Origin of the sequence: Streptomyces sp. NPDC001480 (assembly GCF_042894725.1) — a bacterium.
Classification (GTDB): Bacteria; Actinomycetota; Actinomycetes; order Streptomycetales; family Streptomycetaceae; genus Streptomyces.
This window is the reverse complement of sequence record NZ_JBIAVX010000005.1, coordinates 436,181-453,074: the sequence shown is the minus strand read 5'-3', so window position 1 is coordinate 453,074 and position 16,894 is coordinate 436,181. Positions and strand designations below refer to the sequence as shown.

At 73.1% G+C, this 16,894-nt stretch carries 17 protein-coding genes and 1 pseudogene; 10 read left to right on the top strand and 8 right to left on the bottom strand.

All coding sequences use genetic code 11. From position 1 onward, the window contains the following. Nucleotides 1-110: 110 nt before the first annotated feature. On the bottom strand, nt 111-1,217 hold the full coding sequence (locus tag ACFY01_RS14955) for a mechanosensitive ion channel family protein (protein ID WP_390736121.1): 1,107 nt from the start codon (nt 1,215-1,217) through the stop codon (nt 111-113). A 311-nt stretch (nt 1,218-1,528) separates the two neighbouring features. Between ACFY01_RS14955 and ACFY01_RS14950 the strand changes: the two genes are divergently transcribed. Then, nucleotides 1,529-2,065, top strand: coding sequence for an HNH endonuclease (locus tag ACFY01_RS14950; protein ID WP_361796818.1), 537 nt, complete (start codon nt 1,529-1,531; stop codon nt 2,063-2,065). A gap of 218 nt (nt 2,066-2,283) precedes the next feature. Here ACFY01_RS14950 and ACFY01_RS14945 read toward each other — a convergent pair whose 3' ends face one another. The 3 genes from ACFY01_RS14945 to ACFY01_RS14935 are packed head-to-tail and all read right to left on the bottom strand — an operon-like array spanning nt 2,284 to nt 4,867. Then, nucleotides 2,284-3,639 (bottom strand): ABC transporter permease, encoded by a 1,356-nt coding sequence (locus ACFY01_RS14945; protein WP_390736229.1) that lies wholly within the window; start codon nt 3,637-3,639, stop codon nt 2,284-2,286. Next, the gene (locus ACFY01_RS14940) at nt 3,639-4,337 is read right to left on the bottom strand and encodes an ABC transporter ATP-binding protein (RefSeq protein ID WP_390736120.1); all 699 of its coding nucleotides are present in this window, start codon (nt 4,335-4,337) and stop codon (nt 3,639-3,641) included. Before ACFY01_RS14940 ends, ACFY01_RS14945 begins: the two co-directional genes overlap by 1 nt. After that, the gene (locus ACFY01_RS14935) at nt 4,334-4,867 is read right to left on the bottom strand and encodes a PadR family transcriptional regulator (protein WP_390736119.1); all 534 of its coding nucleotides are present in this window, start codon (nt 4,865-4,867) and stop codon (nt 4,334-4,336) included. Before ACFY01_RS14935 ends, ACFY01_RS14940 begins: the two co-directional genes overlap by 4 nt. A 279-nt stretch (nt 4,868-5,146) precedes the next feature. Between ACFY01_RS14935 and ACFY01_RS14930 the strand changes: the two genes are divergently transcribed. The 3 genes from ACFY01_RS14930 to ACFY01_RS14920 all read left to right on the top strand — a co-directional run bounded on the left by ACFY01_RS14930 (nt 5,147) and on the right by ACFY01_RS14920 (nt 7,786). Next, nucleotides 5,147-5,392: a hypothetical protein gene (locus ACFY01_RS14930; protein ID WP_390736118.1), complete on the top strand. Its 246-nt coding sequence runs from the start codon at nt 5,147-5,149 to the stop codon at nt 5,390-5,392. After that, nucleotides 5,393-7,456 (top strand): 4-alpha-glucanotransferase, encoded by a 2,064-nt coding sequence (gene malQ / locus ACFY01_RS14925; protein WP_390736117.1) that lies wholly within the window; start codon nt 5,393-5,395, stop codon nt 7,454-7,456. Between the two features lie 63 nt (nt 7,457-7,519). Next, the gene (locus ACFY01_RS14920) at nt 7,520-7,786 is read left to right on the top strand and encodes a hypothetical protein (RefSeq protein WP_390736116.1); all 267 of its coding nucleotides are present in this window, start codon (nt 7,520-7,522) and stop codon (nt 7,784-7,786) included. Between the two features lie 122 nt (nt 7,787-7,908). Here ACFY01_RS14920 and ACFY01_RS14915 read toward each other — a convergent pair. Together ACFY01_RS14915 and pepN are read right to left on the bottom strand one after the other, a co-directional pair. Next, nucleotides 7,909-8,118: pseudogene (locus ACFY01_RS14915) on the bottom strand (helix-turn-helix domain-containing protein); the annotation flags it as partial. A 201-nt stretch (nt 8,119-8,319) separates the two neighbouring features. Continuing rightward, on the bottom strand, nt 8,320-10,896 hold the full coding sequence (pepN, locus tag ACFY01_RS14910) for an aminopeptidase N (protein WP_390736115.1): 2,577 nt from the start codon (nt 10,894-10,896) through the stop codon (nt 8,320-8,322). Nucleotides 10,897-11,008: 112 nt separating this feature from the next. Between pepN and ACFY01_RS14905 the strand changes: the two genes are divergently transcribed. After that, nucleotides 11,009-11,494 carry a DUF1203 domain-containing protein gene (locus ACFY01_RS14905; protein ID WP_390736114.1) on the top strand — a complete coding sequence of 162 codons (486 nt, stop codon included), beginning with the start codon at nt 11,009-11,011 and terminating at the stop codon, nt 11,492-11,494. Nucleotides 11,495-11,579: 85 nt separating this feature from the next. On the opposite strand, the gene ACFY01_RS14900 is transcribed toward ACFY01_RS14905, so the two are convergent. Next, on the bottom strand, nt 11,580-12,620 hold the full coding sequence (locus ACFY01_RS14900) for an aspartate-semialdehyde dehydrogenase (protein WP_390736113.1): 1,041 nt from the start codon (nt 12,618-12,620) through the stop codon (nt 11,580-11,582). 392 nt (nt 12,621-13,012) lie between these two features. On the opposite strand from ACFY01_RS14900, the gene ACFY01_RS14895 reads away from it, so the two are divergent. Together ACFY01_RS14895 and ACFY01_RS14890 are read left to right on the top strand one after the other, a co-directional pair. Continuing rightward, the gene (locus tag ACFY01_RS14895) at nt 13,013-13,546 is read left to right on the top strand and encodes an RNA polymerase sigma factor (RefSeq protein WP_390736112.1); all 534 of its coding nucleotides are present in this window, start codon (nt 13,013-13,015) and stop codon (nt 13,544-13,546) included. 1 nt (nt 13,547) lies between these two features. Continuing rightward, nucleotides 13,548-14,312: a hypothetical protein gene (locus ACFY01_RS14890; protein WP_390736111.1), complete on the top strand. Its 765-nt coding sequence runs from the start codon at nt 13,548-13,550 to the stop codon at nt 14,310-14,312. Between the two features lie 52 nt (nt 14,313-14,364). Here the strand turns inward: ACFY01_RS14890 and ACFY01_RS14885 are convergent, their stop codons facing one another. Further along, complete coding sequence (locus ACFY01_RS14885) at nt 14,365-14,904, bottom strand: CGNR zinc finger domain-containing protein (RefSeq protein WP_390736110.1); 540 nt, start codon at nt 14,902-14,904, stop codon at nt 14,365-14,367. 107 nt (nt 14,905-15,011) lie between these two features. Between ACFY01_RS14885 and ACFY01_RS14880 the strand changes: the two genes are divergently transcribed. Genes ACFY01_RS14880 through ACFY01_RS14870 form a run of 3 tightly spaced genes read left to right on the top strand, consistent with a single transcriptional unit; the run spans nt 15,012 to nt 16,828 of the window. Continuing rightward, nucleotides 15,012-15,458, top strand: a complete 447-nt coding sequence (locus ACFY01_RS14880; RefSeq protein WP_390736109.1) for a VOC family protein — start codon at nt 15,012-15,014, stop codon at nt 15,456-15,458. A gap of 2 nt (nt 15,459-15,460) precedes the next feature. Next, nucleotides 15,461-16,348 (top strand): pyridoxamine 5'-phosphate oxidase family protein, encoded by an 888-nt coding sequence (locus ACFY01_RS14875; RefSeq protein ID WP_390736108.1) that lies wholly within the window; start codon nt 15,461-15,463, stop codon nt 16,346-16,348. Between the two features lie 9 nt (nt 16,349-16,357). Beyond that, nucleotides 16,358-16,828 (top strand): NUDIX hydrolase, encoded by a 471-nt coding sequence (locus ACFY01_RS14870; RefSeq protein WP_390736107.1) that lies wholly within the window; start codon nt 16,358-16,360, stop codon nt 16,826-16,828. Nucleotides 16,829-16,894 lie beyond the last annotated feature (66 nt).

The following is a 16,894-nucleotide window of genomic DNA, read 5'->3' as shown; positions in this document are numbered from 1 at the left end:
GCCAGGCTAAGCCCGCGCTGGGCGCCCCGGCAGCACGATGGGGCACCCAGCGCCTCCTCGGCGCCGAATGCCCCTGCCGTTCACTCGAACGAGCGTGCTGAACCGTTCCCCTACTTCCCCGGAGCCGCCGACCGCTGCGGAGCTATCGGTGACGCCGCCGCCACCTGCGGGGAGTCCGCGTTGGAGTACACCGAGGGGGCGGCCATCGCGGCCGTCGGGTCGGGGGTCTCGTCCTCCTCCGGGACGGCCGTCGCGCCGCCCACGATGCGGATGCTCGCCGCGTCGAAGGCGCGCTTGATGCGCCAGCGCAGCTCGCGTTCGACCGCCAGGGACTTGCCGGGCATGGTCCTGGCGGAGACCCGCACCACCATCGAGTCCAGCAGCACGCTGTCGAGGCCGAGTACCTCGATCGGGCTCCACAGGAGCTCGTTCCAGGGCTCTTCCTTGCTCATCTTCTCGGCGACCTCGTCGAGGGTGGCCTTCAGCCGGTCCAGGTCCTCGTTCGCCTTGACGGTGACGTCCACGCCCGCCGTCGCCCAGCCCTGGGAGAGGTTGCCGATGCGCTTGACCTCGCCGTTGCGGACGTACCAGATCTCCCCGTTGTCACCGCGCAGCTTGGTCACGCGCAGCCCGACCTCGATCACCTCGCCGGAGGCGACGCCCGCGTCGATCACGTCGCCGACGCCGTACTGGTCCTCCAGGATCATGAACACGCCGGAGAGGAAGTCGGTGACCAGGTTGCGGGCACCGAAACCGATCGCCACACCGGCCACACCGGCGGACGCCAGCAGCGGCGCCAGGTTGATCCTGAAGGTGGACAGGATCATCAGCGCGGCCGTGCCGAGGATCAGGAAACTCGCCACCGAGCGCAGCACCGAACCGATCGCCGCCGCCCGCTGCCGGCGCCGTTCGACGTTCACCAGCAGCCCGCCCAGCGCGGAGCCGTCCACCGCCTGCACGGAACGGGTCATCCGGTCGATGAGCTTGGTGATCGCCCGCCGGACCACCGCTCTGAGCGCGATCGCCACGACCAGGACCAGCAGGATCTGAAGCCCCATGGCGAGCCAGGTCGACCAGTTCTGCTCCACCCAGCTGGCGGCGTTCGTCGCGCTCTCCTGGGCGTCCTGGAGCGACGGCACGGTCGCCGTCGTCCCCGAGGGGGACGGTGACGGCGACGGCGACGCACCGGCGGCCAGTAGGACGGCGGGCAAGGACACGGCAGGTACCTCCAGGCGCAAGCACCCGTCCGGTGCGACGGTCAATGTCGCTGAGGTCACGGAAAGGTCACCGGACGAGCAGAACCACCACACTAACGGGGCATTGTGTGTGCCATCGCCGGATCCGTGAAGGAGGGACCCCGCTCACCTGCGCTTGAACAGGCCATGATCCGGGGGATGAATGCGATGTGGTCGAAAACACTCCCAGCCCGTTACCGGGAGATGGTGGCGCTTCCACCAGCCCTGAGGGGAGACTGACTACAGATCGTCCCGGCGCGAGCCACGCGCCGCCGACGCCCAAGGAGGCACCCGTGCCGCACGTCCTGGTCCTCAACGCGTCGTACGAGCCGCTCGGCGTCGTACCGCTCCGCCGCGCGCTCATCCTCGTACTGGAGAACAAGGCCGTCTCCCTCGAGGAATCCGGCGCCTACATGCACAGCGCGACCGTCACAGTCCCCGCACCCAGCGTGGTCCGGCTCAAGCGATTCGTACGGGTTCCCTACCGGGGGCCCGTTCCTCTGACAAGGCGCGCGCTCTTCGCCCGCGACGGAGGCCGGTGCATGTACTGCGGTGGCGTCGCAACCAGCGTCGACCACGTCATCCCGCGCAGCCGCGGGGGCAAGCACGTCTGGGACAACGTGGTGGCGTCCTGCCGCCGCTGCAACCACGTGAAGGCCGACCGTCATCTCGTCGAGATCGGCTGGCGGCTGCGCCACAAACCAGCCCCGCCCACCGGTCTGGCCTGGCGCATCATCGGGACCGGCCATAGGGACCCGCGCTGGCTGCCGTACTTGCAGCCGTACGGCGCGGACGACGCCTTGGCCCGGATCGACGGCATCTCCGCCTGACGGTCCGGGCCTTCGCACACCCCGGGGCACGCGTCGCGCGGCCCCGGGCTTCCCCGTGCCCCCGAGCCGGACCGGCGGCCGCCGTCTCCCGGTGCGGTGCCCGGCCGGGCACGGCCCGCGGCACTGCTGCGGCGACCTGTGCCTTCGTGCAGCCGAAGCGCGCGTGGCGTGGCCCCGGGGGTCCCCCGTGCCCCCGGGGCCACGCGCTCACCCGGCCGTCACGCGTAGCGCAGCTCCGCCGGGTGCGCCGAGCGGCGCAGCAGGGGCAGCGAGGTGGCCGCGGCCAGCAGGCAGCACGTGTACACCGCGACCGGGACCAGCAGGGCCGCCCAGGGCACGGCCGGTGCGGCGTGGTCACCGGCGACCGAGGCGTACCAGATGCCGATCGCCATGCCGCCCGTGCCCGCCAGCGCGACGGCGGGGGCCAGCGGCAGCGCCGTCTCCAGGAGCAGCGCCCGGCCGAGCACGGCCCGCGGTACCCCGGCGGCGACCTGCGCGGCCAGGCCGCGGCGGCGGTTCGCCAGGGACTCGGCGGTGCCGACGGCGAGCCCGGACAGGGTGATCGCGAGGGCGACGAGGATCGCGGCGGCCGTCAGGTCGATGCCCGTCGTGTAGAAGGACAGGCGCATGCCCAGGTGGCCTTCGCGGTCCATGGCGTGCACGTCGGCGAGGAATGTCTGGCGGACGCCGACGAAGCCCGTGCCCACGATCGTGACCAGCAGCACCGCCGCGTGCGTACGGGCCGCCGCCCACGGGTCGTCGCGCAGCCGCTCCGCCGAGATCAGCGTCGCCGCCGAACGGGCCCGGGCCGCCAGCAGCCTTCCGGTCAGCCCGGCCGTGCCGCCGGCGAGCCACACCGTGCCCGCGCCGACCACCAGGACCAGGCCGAACACCGTCAGCGGCAGCTGCCCGCGGTCGGTACTGGAGGTGTTCGCGACGGCCCAGAGCGCCAGCAGCAGGACGACCACCACCGCGCCCGCGAACAACAGTCCCGGCCCCCGGCCGCCGCTCGGCCGCACCCGGCGCACCCACCCGAGCGGCGAGGCCACCACCCGGCGCAGCGCCAGCGCGCTCGCCGCCGCGCCCAGCACCGGCACACCGAGGGCGACCAGGGCGAGGCCCACCCAGGCCAGAACGGTCGGCTCGGCCCACAGGCCCAGCAGGACCGGGACCGCGACGGCGGTGGCGAGGAGCGAGCCCAGCAGACAGGCGAGCCCGGTCTCCAGCGCGGCGATCCGGCGCACCTGGGCCGGGGTGGCGCCCGCCAGCCGCAGCCCGGCCAGCCGCCGGTCGCGGTACACGGCGCCGATCCGGGCGCACTGCCCGAGGAAGCCCAGCACCGGCACCAGCAGGAGCAGCAGGCAGACGATCACCCCGGAGCGCTCGCCGGGGTTGTCCAGCAGCCCGCTGCCGACGGACACATGGCGATACCCCCGCACCGAGGCCAGGGTGGCGGCGGCCAGGGAGAACCCCGAGGCCAGCGCCGCCCCCACCGCGGTGAGCGCGACCCGCCACCACTCGCGCCGGTCGGAACCCCGGGTCAGCTGCCAGGCGAGCCGGACGTCCGCGGCGATCACGCGGCCACCCCCAGCGGCGCCAGGGTCCCGTCGCCCATCCGCACCTCGCGGTCGGCGTACGCCGCCACCTGAGCGTCGTGGGTGATCAGCAGCACCGCCGTGCCGGCCTCGCGGGCCGTGCGCACCAGCGCCGTCATCACCTGCTCGCCCGCCAGCGAGTCCAGCGCCCCCGTCGGCTCGTCCGCGAAGACCACCCTCGGGCCGGTCACCAGCGCCCGGGCCAGGGCGACCCGCTGCGCCTGGCCACCGCTCAGCTCGCCCGGCCGCAACTCCTCCTGCCCGCGCACCCCGAACCGCTCCAGCCACTCGCCCGCCCGCTGCCGCGCCTCGGCGCGAACGGTTCCGGCCAGCATCAGCGGCAGCGCCACGTTGTCCACGGCGGTCAGCTCCGGGATCAGCTGCCCGAACTGGAAGACCACGCCGAATTCGGAGCGGCGCAGCTCGCTCAGCCGCCCCTCCGGCAGCCGGTCGAGCCGTTGTCCGTCGTACACCACCGAGCCCTCGTCCGGGCGGGCGATGCCCGCGAGGCAGTGCAGCAGCGTGGACTTGCCGCTGCCGCTGGCCCCGGTGACGGCGAGGATCTCGCCGGCGTGCAGTTCGACCGAGGCGCCGCGCAGCGCCCGCGTCCTGCCGTGCGCCTTGACGAGGTCCCGGCCCGCGAGAAGCGGCACCGAAGGGTCCCCCTTGCTGTTCATGCTGCGTCGACCTCCGCGGTCAGAGTGATCAGCCGGGCCGCCGTGGTGTTCATCCAGCGGAGGTCGGCGTCGAGGTGGTTGAGGGCGTAGTCCGCCGAGAGCACGGTCGCCAGATCGGAGTCCACGGCGGTCTTGAGGGCCGTCAGTTCCCGCATCCGCTCCATGTGGGCGGCACGCTGGGCGGCGAGGTAGGCGGCCGGCTCGCCGCCCGCGAGGATCGACACGACGACCTTGGCGAAGATCTCGTTCGTCACGAACGGCGCCGGCGGGGCGATCTCGGCCGCCCACCGGGTCAGTTCGTGCGAACCGGCGTCCGTCGAGCGGTACAGGGTGCGCTCCGGTCCGCCGTCCGCGTCCGTGCCGTCGACCTCGGCGAGACCGTCACGGACCAGGCGCTGCAATGTGGTGTAGACCTGCCCGTAGGCCAGTGGCCGGGCCTGCGGGAACCGTTCGTCGTGGCGTCGCTTGAGGTCGTAGCCATGGCTCGGCCCCGCCGCGAGCAGCCCCAGAAGGAGGTGACGGGTGCTCATGGAGATCAGTATGCACCAGCTACATGTACTGAGTGAATAGTCGGAGGGCGGACCGCGGGAACGGACGGCGGGAACGGACGGCGGGAACGGGCGGCGCGAACGGGCGGCGGGGACGGGCGCCGCGAGGGCCCCGCCTCAGCGCGGCACAAGGGGCGGCCGACCGGCATGCGTTATTCATCACGTGGTTCCCGGTCACACGTCTGCCAACGCGTCCACTGGGTAGGCCTGCGATATCCCGCCACCTACCGCCGTACCGATCGCAACCACAAGGAGGCCCCCGTGGCCGCACTGACGCACCCCCCGCTGCCCGCCCTCTCCAAACCCGCGGCGGAGACGCCCGCCGAGCCCCATGACCCGCACAGTTGCGTCTTCAGCGCCGAGGGCAGCTACGTCGAGGCGCCGCTGACGAGCGAGCCGCCGCTGCCCGACGCCGAGCCCCTCACAAGCGAACCGCCGCTCTCCGACACCGCCCCGCTGACCAGCGAGTCCGACCCGATCCCGGACTCCTACGGCCCGGGGCTGTAGATGGCCGCACCCCTCGACGAGGAGCTGTCCCGGCTCGCGGAGCTGCATGGCGTCGCCACCTCCTACAGCCCGTCCCCGGACCGCACGGTCGCGGCCTCCGCCGATGCCGTCGTCGCCGTCCTGGCCGCCCTCGGCGTCGACGCCTCCACCCCCGAGGCCACCCGCGACGCCCTCGCCGACCGGGAGCGCGAGCTGCGTGAGCGCCTGCTCGCGCCGACCCTGGTCCACTGGACCGACGCCGGCGCCGGTCCCGCCGCCCTCGCCGACCTGCCCGCGGGCACCCGGCTGAGCGTCGAGACCGAGCAGGGCGAGACCCGGGCCGCCGCCGAGGGACTCCCGCCGGGCGTCCACCGCGTGACCGCCACTGCCCCCGACGGGCGCACGGCCGAGGCCCACCTGATCGTCGCGCCGCCCCGGCTGCCCACCCCCACCGGACGCTCCTACGGGCTCCTCGTCCAGCTCTACTCCCTGCTCTCCACCCGCTCCTGGGGCATGGGCGACCTCGGTGACCTCGCCGAGCTGGCCGCCTGGGCCGGACGCACCGCGGGCGCCGGATTCGTGCAGGTCAACCCGCTGCACGCGGCCGTTCCCGGTGCCCCCACCGACCCCTCGCCCTACCGCCCCTCCTCCCGCCGCTTCCCCGACCCGGTCCACCTGCGCGTCGAGGACGTCCCGGAGTACGCCTACGCCGAGGACCACGAGCACCTCCGGACCGTCCTGGAGCGGGCCGCCCGGCTGCGCGCCGGCGTGCTCGACAAGGGGGCGCTGATCGACCGGGACGCGGTGTGGGAGCTGAAGCGGGAGGCGCTGGGGAGGATGCGTGAGGTGCCGCTCGGGCCGGGACGGCAGGCCGCCTACGCCGCCTTCCGGGCCGAACACGGCCGGGCCCTGGAGGACCACGCCACCTGGTACGCCCTCGCCGAGGTGCACGGCTCCGACTGGCAGGCCTGGCCCGCCGGGCTGCGCGACCCCCGCTCGCCCGAGACCGCCCGCGCCCGCGCCGGCCTCGCCGACCGCGTCGACTTCCACTCCTGGCTCGCCTGGCTCACCGACGAGCAGCTCACCGCCGCCCAGCGCGCCGCCCGCGAGGCGGGCATGGGGGTCGGCATCGTCCACGACCTCGCCGTCGGTGTGCACCCCGGCGGCGCAGACGCATGGGCGCAGCAGGACCACTTCGCCGCCGGCATGTCCGTCGGCGCCCCGCCCGACGCCTTCAACGCCCGCGGCCAGGACTGGGGCCTGCCGCCCTGGCGCCCCGACCGTCTGGCCGCCTCCGGCCACGCCCCCTACCGCCGTCTGCTGCGCGCCCTGTTCCGCTACGCGGGCGCCCTGCGCATCGACCACGTCATGGGTCTGTTCCGGCTGTGGTGGGTGCCGCAGGGCGGACCGCCGACGGAGGGCGCGTACGTCAGGTACGACGCCGAGGCCATGCTCGCCCTGCTGGCGCTGGAGGCCTCCCGGGCGGGGGCCGTGGTCATCGGCGAGGACCTGGGGACGGTGGAGCCCGGGGTGCGCGAGACGCTCCAGCGGCGCGGGGTGCTCGGCACGTCGGTGCTGTGGTTCGAACGGGACTGGGAGGGCGACGGCCGCCCGCTGCCGCCCGAGAACTGGCGCGCCGACTGCCTGGCCACCGCCACCACCCACGACCTGCCGCCCACCGCCGCCCGCCTCACCGGCGAGCACGTCGAACTCCGCGACTCCCTCGGCCTGCTCACCCGCCCCCTGGCCGAGGAGCGCGCGGAGGCGGCCGCCGACGCGCGGGAATGGCTGGCCGTGCTGGGCCGGCTCGGTCTGATCGGGACAGCGGTACTCGCCGAGGAGGCGGAGGAGGCCGAGATCCAGGCCGTCCACCGCTTCCTGCTGCGCACCCCCGCCCGCATGATCGGCGTCTGGCTCCCGGACGGCATCGGCGACCGCCGCCCGCAGAACCTCCCCGGCACCTGGGACCAGTATCCGAACTGGCGCCTGCCGATCGCCGACGCGGCCGGACGCCCGGTGACGCTGGAGGAGCTGACGGGGTCGCCGAGGGTGCGGGCTCTGCTCGCGGTGCTGGGGGAGGGCTGAGCCGTGGGGCGCATAGGCCACCCCGGACGCGCGGCCCGTTCCGGCGTTCGATACTTTGGCAACGTGGACAAGAAGAACGCCCTGCGCGCCGGCGCCCTGGCCGCCGGTACGACGCTGATGATGCTGCTCATGTCGTCCCCCGCGCTCGCAGTGACCCGCGACGACGGTGACGACCCCGGCCAGCCGCTGAGCATTGGCGCGACGCTGGGCCTCTACGTCGTGCTGCCCCTGGTCATCTTCGGGGTGATCACCGGCCTGGTCATGGTGCTGGACAAGTCCGACAAGGCCAAGCTCGTCAACCCCAAGGCCAAGGCCAAGGCCAAGGCCTGACCTTCGCGACTCCCGTCGAGGGCGCCGGTGACGCCGGCGCCCTCGATGTGTTTCCCGGCGTCCCGGCTCAGGCGGGACCGGGCGCCGTCAGATAGCGCTGCACGGTCGGCGCGAGCCATCCGCCGCAGATCGATCGTCACGGCCGCCGCGAACAGGCCCTCCTTGTTGCCGTAGTACCGCATCACCATCGACGGATCGATGTGCGCGTCCCGGGCGATGGCGCGGATGGTGGCGCGCTCGTACCCATCGGTGGCGAAGCGTTCCCGGGCGGCGCCGAGCGTGGGCCAACAAGTGCTGACCAGTCGCTGAGGCCCCCGTAGGCTTGCCAACAAGCGTTGACCAACAAGTGTTGGCGGCCGACGCGGCCGACGCGGCCGACGCGGCCGACGCGGTGGCGATCGAGGCGGCCCTCGCGGCCCAGGTGGGGTGAGCCGCGAGCCCGGCCGTACGGTCCCCGTGAGCGACTCCCGGCGACGGGAAAGGGGCGCCCGGCGTGCTGCCGGGCGCCCCTTGGGCGTACGTGCCGCGAAGGACTAGCCGGCCGCGGCCGCGTCCGCCGCCTGCGCCTTCAGTGCGCGCTCGACGCCCGCCCGGGACTCCGAGACCAGCCGGCGCAGGGCCGCGCCCGGCTCGGCGGAGGCCAGCCAGGCGTCCGTCCTGGCGAGGGTGTCCTGCGTGATCTGCACGGACGGGTAGAGGCCGATCACGATCTGCTGGGCGATCTCGTGCGAACGGGACTCCCAGACGCCCTTCAGGACCTCGAAGTACCGCTCCGTGTACGCCGCCAGCAGCTCCCGCTGATCGGTCTGCACGAAGCCGCCGATGACGGCCTCCTGCACGGCGTTCGGCAGCTTGTCCGACTCGATGACCGCCGCCCAGGCCTCCTCCTTGGCCTCCACCGTCGGCCGGGCCGCCCGCGCGGTCGCCGCGTGCCGCTCACCGGCGGCCGTCCTGTCCCGCTCGTACTCGCCCGCGATCTCCGCCTCGTCGAACCGGCCGACCGCCGCGAGCCGCTCCACGAAAGCCCACCGCAGCTCGGTGTCGACGGCCAGGCCCTCGATCGTCTGGGTGCCCTCCAGCAGCGCCTCCAGCAGGTCCAGCTGCTCCGGCGTACGGGCCGTCGCCGCGAACGCCCGCGCCCACGCCAGCTGGTGGTCGCCGCCCGGCTCCGCCGCCCGCAGATGGGCCAGCGTGGCGTCCGTCCAGCGGGTGAGCAGCGCCTCGCGGCCGGCGGGGTCGGCGTACACCTCGATCGCCAGCTTCACCTGCCGGTGCAGCGACTGCACGACACCGATGTCCGACTCCTTGGCGATGCCGGACAGCACGAGGGAGAGGTAGTCCCGGGTGGCCAGCTCGGCGTCCCGGGTCATGTCCCACGCCGACGCCCAGCACAGGGCGCGCGGCAGGGACTCCTGGAAGTCGCCGAGGTGCTCGGTGACGACCCTCAGCGACTCCTCGTCCAGCCGGACCTTGGCGTACGACAGGTCGTCGTCGTTGAGCAGGATCACCGCCGGACGGCGCTTGCCGACCAGCTGCGGCACGGCCGTCAGCTCGCCGTCCACGTCCAGCTCCACGCGCTCACCGCGCAGCAGCTTGCCGCTCGCCTCGTCCAGGTCGTACAGGCCGACGGCGATGCGGTGCGGCCGCAGGACGGGCTCGCCCTTCGCGCCGGCGGGCAGCGCCGGGGCCTCCTGGCGGATCGCGAAGGAGGTGACGACGCCCTCGGCGTCCGTGACGATCTCCGGCCGCAGCACGTTGATGCCGGCCGTCTCCAGCCACTTCTTCGACCAGGTCTTCAGATCCCGGCCGGAGGTCTCCTCCAGGGCGCCGAGCAGGTCGGACAGGCGGGTGTTGCCGAACGCGTGCTGCTTGAAGTAGGCCTGCACGCCCCGGAAGAACTCGTCCTCACCGACGTACGCCACCAGCTGCTTCAGGACGGAGGCGCCCTTGGCGTAGGTGATGCCGTCGAAGTTGACCAGCACGTCGTCCAGGTCGCGGATGTCCGCCATGATCGGGTGGGTGGACGGCAGCTGGTCCTGGCGGTACGCCCAGGTCTTCATCGAGTTGGCGAACGTGGTCCACGAGTGCGGCCACTTCGAGCCCGGCGCGGCGGCCTGGCAGGCGATGGAGGTGTAGGTGGCGAACGACTCGTTCAACCACAGGTCGTTCCACCACTCCATGGTGACCAGGTCGCCGAACCACATGTGGGCCAGCTCGTGCAGGATGGTCTCCGCGCGCACCTCGTACGCCGCGTCCGTCACCTTCGACCGGAAGACGTACTGGTCGCGGATGGTCACCGCACCCGCGTTCTCCATCGCGCCCGCGTTGAACTCCGGCACGAACAGCTGGTCGTACTTCTGGAACGGGTACGCGTAGTCGAACTTCTCCTGGAACCAGTCGAAGCCCTGCCGGGTCACCTCGAAGATCGCGTCCGAGTCGAGGAACTCGGCGAGCGAGGGCCGGCAGTAGATGCCGAGCGGCACGGACTGCCCGTCCTTCTCGTACACGCTGTGCACCGAGTGGTACGGCCCGACGATCAGCGCGGTGATGTACGTCGAGATCCGCGGGGTCGGCTCGAAGACCCAGACGTCGTCCTTGGGCTCGGGTGTCGGCGAGTTGGACACGACGGTCCAGCCTGTCGGCGCAGTCACGGTGAACTGGAAGGTGGCCTTCAGGTCGGGCTGTTCGAAGGAGGCGAAGACCCGGCGGGCGTCCGGCACCTCGAACTGGGTGTAGAGATAGGCCTGGTCGTCGACCGGGTCGACGAAGCGGTGCAGGCCCTCGCCGGTGTTGGTGTACGCGCAGTCGGCGACCACGCGGAGGATGTTGCGGCCCTCCAGCAGCCCCGGAAGGGCGATCCGTGAGTCCTTGAAGAGCTCGGCGGGGTCGAGGGGATCGCCGTTGAGCGTCACCTCGTGCACGGCCGGGGCCACCAGGTCGATGAACGACTCGGCGCCGTTCTCCGCCACGTCGAAGCGCACCGTGGTCACGGACCGGTAGGTACCGCCCTCCTGCGCGCCGGAGAGGTCGAGATCGATCTCGTACGAGTCAACGGTGAGCAGCTTCGCCCGCTGCTGCGCCTCTTCGCGAGTCAGGTTTGTGCCAGGCACGCGGTCATCTCCTCGTTATGTGTCGGTTGCGCCATCCTTCCACGTGACCCGCGCCGAACGCGATGTCCGGATCCCGCCGGTGGGTGGCGCGGAATCACGCCAGCCTGGGCCCATGACCACGTACACGGCACGACCCATCGACGCGCGGGCCCTGAAGGAGCTCCGCGAAGCTGACGACGCCGGACGGCGAACGGTTCCCGTGACCGACGAGGAGGGCGGCTCCCCGCTGCGCTGCTGCCTGCGCCACAGCACCCCCGGCGAACGGCTCGCGCTCGTCTCCTACGCGCCCCTGCGCCGCTGGGCCACGGAGCACCGCGCCGACCCGGGCGCCTACGACGAACAGGGCCCGGTCTTCATCCACGCGGACGAGTGCCCGGGCCCGGACTGCGACGCCCACCCCTTCACCAACGACCACCGCACGGTCCGCCGCTACTGCGCCGACGGCCACATCCTGGGCGGCCGCCTCGTCGAGGACCCCACGGGCCCCGAGGGCTTCGACGCGGCCTTCGCGGAGGCCTTCGCCGACCCGGCGGTGGCCCTCGTCCACGTACGGGCGGTGGAGTACGGGTGCTTCCTGTACGAGGTGCGCCGGCCCTGACAGCGCCGAGGGGGCGGTCACCTTGACGGCGGTGAGGCCGCAGGTGACCGCCCCCTGGGCGAGCGTCCTACTCGGGTGACAGGTCCTACTCGGGTGCCACGGCCTTCTTGGCCGAGGACAGCTCCGCCGCCACCAGCTCCGCGATCTGCACGGCGTTCAGGGCCGCGCCCTTGCGGAGGTTGTCGTTGGAGACGAACAGGGCCAGGCCGTTGTCCACCGTCTCGTCGCCGCGGATACGGCCGACGTACGAGGCGTCCTTGCCGGCCGCCTGGAGCGGGGTCGGGATGTCCGTGAGGGCGACGCCCGGGGCGCCGGCCAGCAGCTCGGTCGCGCGCTCCACGCTGATCGGGCGGGCGAAGCGGGCGTTGACCTGGAGGGAGTGTCCGGAGAAGACCGGGACGCGCACACAGGTGCCGGAGACCTTCAGCTCGGGGATCTCCAGGATCTTGCGGGACTCGTTGCGGAGCTTCTGCTCCTCGTCGGTCTCGTTCAGGCCGTCGTCGACCAGGTTGCCGGCCAGGGGCAGCACGTTGAAGGCGATGGGGCGCTTGTAGACCTGCGGCTCGGGGAAGTCGAGCGCCTCACCGTCGTGGGTGAGCCGGTCCGCGTCGGCGACCACCTTCTGCGCCTGTCCGTGCAGCTCCGCCACGCCCGCGAGGCCCGAGCCGGACACCGCCTGGTAGGTGGCGACTACCAGCGCCTCCAGGCCCGCCTCCTCGTGCAGCGGCTTCAGCACCGGCATGGCGGCCATCGTCGTGCAGTTCGGGTTGGCGATGATCCCCTTGGGCCGGTTCACGGCCGCGTGCGGGTTCACCTCGGACACCACCAGCGGCACCTCGGGGTCCTTGCGCCACGCCGAGGAGTTGTCGATCACCACGGCGCCCTGCGCGGCAACCTTCTCGGCCAGCGCCTTGGAGGTGGCGCCGCCCGCGGAGAACAGCACGATGTCGAGCCCGGTGTAGTCGGCGGTCGACGCGTCCTCCACCGTCACCCCGTCCAGCACCGTCCCGGCCGAGCGGGCCGAGGCGAACAGCCGCAGCTCGGTGACGGGGAAGTCACGCTCCGCGAGGATCCTGCGCATGACCGTGCCGACCTGACCGGTGGCTCCGACGATTCCGACCCTCACTGCGACTCCTTCTCCGTGGCTGGCGGATGCCCCCTGCGTGGCCGGGGCCTTTCCATCATGCGGCCGTCCCCGGCCGGTGTGTCCAATCTTTTGGCCCGCGTGCCCGAGGGATGGGACGCGATCACCCTGCGGCCGGTTGCGGTCCTGCCGTCCGCGCCGCGCTGAGCTGGAGAAATTTCCCCGTCGGGCTCTCTCCGCCGCAAGCTGTGCTGCCCGGTCCCTGCCCGGCACCGCGTCGCTCACACGGCGGTGTGACGTATGCCTCTGCCCGCATCGTGAACGGCGAGGCCGAAAAGAGGCCGAAAAGTCAAAGAAAAAAGGGGCCGCGGCGGGCCGAACGTTTCCCACCGCTCCGGCGTCATAGGGGAAACGCGGCGAGGGGAGGAGCGGCTGTGCTGCGCAGAAAGGCCCGCCGCGGCCAGGGGGCGGACCACGCAGGGGACGACCCGCTGGACGCGGCGCAGGAACGCCGGGTGCGGGCGGTGCTCGCGCTGGGCGGGGTACCGCAGGCGGACCTGCCGGACGGGGTGCAGCAGGTCCGCCTGCGGCTGCTGGAGCGGGCCGCGGGCGGGCAGGAGGCGCCGCGCGACGTGTCCGCGTGGGCGGCGGTCGTCGCCTCCAACCTGGCCGTGGACTGGCACCGGGCCAAGCGCCGCCAGGAACGGCTCGGCGAGCGTCTGGCCGCGCTCCGGCAGGCCGACCACCCCTCCGGCGAGGACACCAGCCTGCTCTCCCTCGCCGTCGCCCGGGGCCTGGACGACCTGCCCGACGCCCAGCGCCAGATCCTCGTCCTGCGCTTCTACGCCGACCTGCCGGTGCGCGGGATCGCCGAGGAACTCGGCATCCCCGAGGGCACGGTCAAGAGCAGGCTGCACACGGCGGTACGCGCCCTGCGCGCCCGCCTGCACGAGGACGAGGTGGTGTGACGTGACCGCCGAACACGACGGCTACGACGGCGGGGACGGCTACGACGGCGGCGACGGCGGCGGCGGTGACGAGCTGGACGCGCTGCTCGCCGTGCTCTCCGACGAGCCGCTGCCCGACGGGGCCCGCACCGACGCCGCCTTCATGGCCGAACACCGGGCGGCCGCGGCCGATGTGGCCCTGCTGCGGGAACAGCTGGGGATCATCGGCGACACGCTGGCCGGCCCCGCGCCCCGCCCCCGTCCGGCACCCGCATCCGTCCCGCCCAGGGAGCGCTGGTACCGCCACCCCGGCGTGCGGACCCTCTCCTTCGGCGCGCTCGTCACCGCCGCAGTCGCCTCCGCCGTGCTGGGCCTCGGCTGGCTCGTCGCGTCGAACAACGGCGCCGACCAGAGCGCGGGCGGTTCCGCGAGCGACAAGTCGGCGGCGTCCCGCAGCAGCGCCGAGGGGCCCGACCGCCTCGCCTGCGCCCACCTCCTCGTCGAGGGCGACGTCACGAGGGTCCAGCCGGTCCGCGGCACCGGCGAGGACCGCGTCACCCTGCGCGTGACCCGCTCCTACGTCCCCGCGAAGGGCGGGAAAGAGGTGACCTTCCGGGTGGAGCGGGCGGCCGTCCCCGGTCCACGGCCGGGGCAGCACGTCCTCGCGGGAATCCAGAAGGACGCCACGAACCCGGACCTGTGGATCACCGACGCGGCCGGGATCAGCCGGGAACGCGCCGCCATCGCGCGGGTGCTGCCCGCGTCCGGCGACGTCAGCTGCGAATGACGAAGGGGCGGGCGTCCTGAAGGCGCACGCCCCACAGATCGGCTTCCGCGGCTCAGCTCTCCTTCGTACGGGCGTAGTGGCGGGACGCCTTCGCGCGGTTGCCGCACGCGGCCATCGAGCACCAGCGGCGGGTGCCGTTGCGCGAGGTGTCGAAGAAGTGCAGGACGCACGTCTCGTGCGCGCAGGTCCGGATCCGGTCCGGCGCGGTGGTCAGCAGTTCCAGGTAGTTCCGGGCGGCGAGCCAGGCGGGCCCCCAGGACGCGTCCTTGAACTCGGCCCGCTCGGCCGGCCCGTCCACGCCGAGCCCGGCGCGGATCCGCCCGTGTTCCAGCACGGCGTCGACGAGCGGCGCCCCCTCCTCCGGCGACCCGTCCACGACCGCCTTCAGGGCGTCCCGGGCCTGGAGGAGGTGCCGCAGCGTACGCGCGTCGGCCTCGTACTCCAGCCCGTTGCCCGCCAGCCACACCGCGAGCCCGTCGGTGCCGGTGAGCAGGTCCTGCGTGACGCCCTCCCGGTTCCACCGCGTGTTGAGCAGGTCGAGCGCGAGCGGCTCACCGGTGAGGGGGCGGGGGTCGGGGGCGGCGGCGGGCATCGGTACTCCTTCTTCGCTAACCACTCAAGGGTACGTGACCGGTTGACGCCTGCGTTTCTAACCGTCTAGTCTCTTTATAGAGGTTAGATCAATCGAGAGGGACAGCCATGACCTTGCGCACCGGCCACACCGGCCTGAACGTCACCGACCTCGACCGCTCGCTCGCCTTCTACCGGGACGTCCTCGGCTTCACGCTCCTCGCCGAGGGCAAGGAGGACGACCGGCGGTACGCGTTCCTCGGCGACGGCGGCGACAGTCCCGTCCTCACCCTCTGGCAGCAGGCCGAGGGGCCGTACGACCGCGCCCGGGCCGGCCTGCACCACCTCGCGTTCACCGCCGACTCCCTTGCCCGGGTCGAGCGGTACCAGCAGGCGCTGAGCGCCCACGGCGTCGACTTCGCCTACGAGGGCGTGGTCGCCCACCGCGAGGGCGCGGCCTCGGGCGGCATCTTCTTCCACGACCCCGACGGCACCCGCCTGGAGATCTCCGTACCGCACGGCCTCGAAAACGCCCCCGCCCCGCACACCTCCGCACCGACCTGCGGTTTCTTCTAGCCATGACCGTCTACCACCAGGGCTCCCGAGCCGTGCAGGACCGCGTCGGCGTCCGCGAACTCGCCGATCATGTGGGCCGCGCCATGGGCACCGGGATCAAACCGGTCGCCGCCGCCTTCCTGGAACTCCAGCCGCTGCTGGTCGTGGGCGCGGCGGACCCGGCGACCGGCAGGGTCTGGGCCACGCCCCTCGCGGGCACCCCCGGCTTCGTACGGGCGACGGGCCCGCACCGGATGTCCGTCGCGGCGGCCCCACCCCCGGCCGACCCCCTCGCGACGGCCCTCGCCGCGCCCGGCACCCCCGTCGGCACCATCGCCCTGGACCCCCGCACCCGCCGCCGCATGCGCCTCAACGGCCGCCTCCACCCCACGGAACGGGGCTTCGCGGTCGAGGCGGACCAGGTGTTCTCCAACTGCCCCAAGTACCTCCAGAAGAGGCAGACCTACGAGACCGTGCCCGACCGCGTCCCGGACACACCCCGCCGGACCACCGAACTCTCGTCCGCCCAGGCACGGTTCATCGAGACGGCCGACACCTTCTTCCTCACCACCGTCCACCCCCACGGCGCCGACACCAGCCACCGCGGCGGCAACCCCGGCTTCGTCCACGTCACGTCACCTGGCGAACTGACCTGGCGGGACTACCCGGGCAACTCCATGTTCCTCACCCTCGGCAACCTCCTCACCGACTCCCGGGCCGGACTGCTCCTGATGGACTGGACGACGGGCACCACCCTCCAGCTCACCGGCGAGGCCCGCACCGAGTACGGCACGGACGGCGAACGCCAGGTCCGCTTCACCCTCACGGAGGCCGTGGAGACCGGGTCCGCGCTGCCGCTGCGCTGGTCACCGCCGGAATACTCACCGGCCAACCCGGACCCGGCAGGCTAACGTCGGCCCATGCGCCGAAAGTTGAGGGTGGCGGCCTACGCCGTGTGCGTCCGCGACGGACAGATCCTGCTCGCCCGTTCACCGGCCCCCGACGGCACGCCCGAATGGGTCCTGCCCGGCGGCGGCATGGAGCACGGCGAGGACCCGTACGACACCGTCCGCCGTGAGCTGACCGAGGAGACCGGCTACCGGATCGAGGTGACCGGCCTCCTCGGCGTGGACTCCTCCCGCCACGTCCTGCGCCGCCGGACCCTGCGCCCCCTGACCGACCACCACGGCGTCCGGATCATCTACGAGGGCCGCGTCGCCGACGGCGAACTGCGCAACGAGGTGAACGGCTCCACCGACCTGGCCGCCTGGCAGGACCTGGACGCGGTACCCGGCCTCACCCGGGTCCGTCTGGTCGACGTCGCCCTGCGCCTGTGGCGCGAACGCCCGCCGGCCGGCCGGGTGCCGGACGGGACGGACGGAGTCGGGTAACGGTCCCGGGGCCTGTCCCGTACCCCGCCAGATGAACGCGGAGTGACCGCCCCCCGGCCACCCGCG

Coding starts and splice junctions, on each gene's coding strand:
- ACFY01_RS14885 (WP_390736110.1), bottom strand. CDS start 14,904: ATGCCCGCCGCCGCCCCCGACCCCCGCCCCCTCACCGGTGAGCCGCTC.
- ACFY01_RS14875 (WP_390736108.1), top strand. CDS start 15,461: ATGACCGTCTACCACCAGGGCTCCCGAGCCGTGCAGGACCGCGTCGGC.
- ACFY01_RS14880 (WP_390736109.1), top strand. CDS start 15,012: ATGACCTTGCGCACCGGCCACACCGGCCTGAACGTCACCGACCTCGAC.
- ACFY01_RS14940 (WP_390736120.1), bottom strand. CDS start 4,337: ATGAACAGCAAGGGGGACCCTTCGGTGCCGCTTCTCGCGGGCCGGGAC.
- ACFY01_RS14935 (WP_390736119.1), bottom strand. CDS start 4,867: ATGAGCACCCGTCACCTCCTTCTGGGGCTGCTCGCGGCGGGGCCGAGC.
- malQ (WP_390736117.1), top strand. CDS start 5,393: ATGGCCGCACCCCTCGACGAGGAGCTGTCCCGGCTCGCGGAGCTGCAT.
- ACFY01_RS14905 (WP_390736114.1), top strand. CDS start 11,009: ATGACCACGTACACGGCACGACCCATCGACGCGCGGGCCCTGAAGGAG.
- ACFY01_RS14870 (WP_390736107.1), top strand. CDS start 16,358: ATGCGCCGAAAGTTGAGGGTGGCGGCCTACGCCGTGTGCGTCCGCGAC.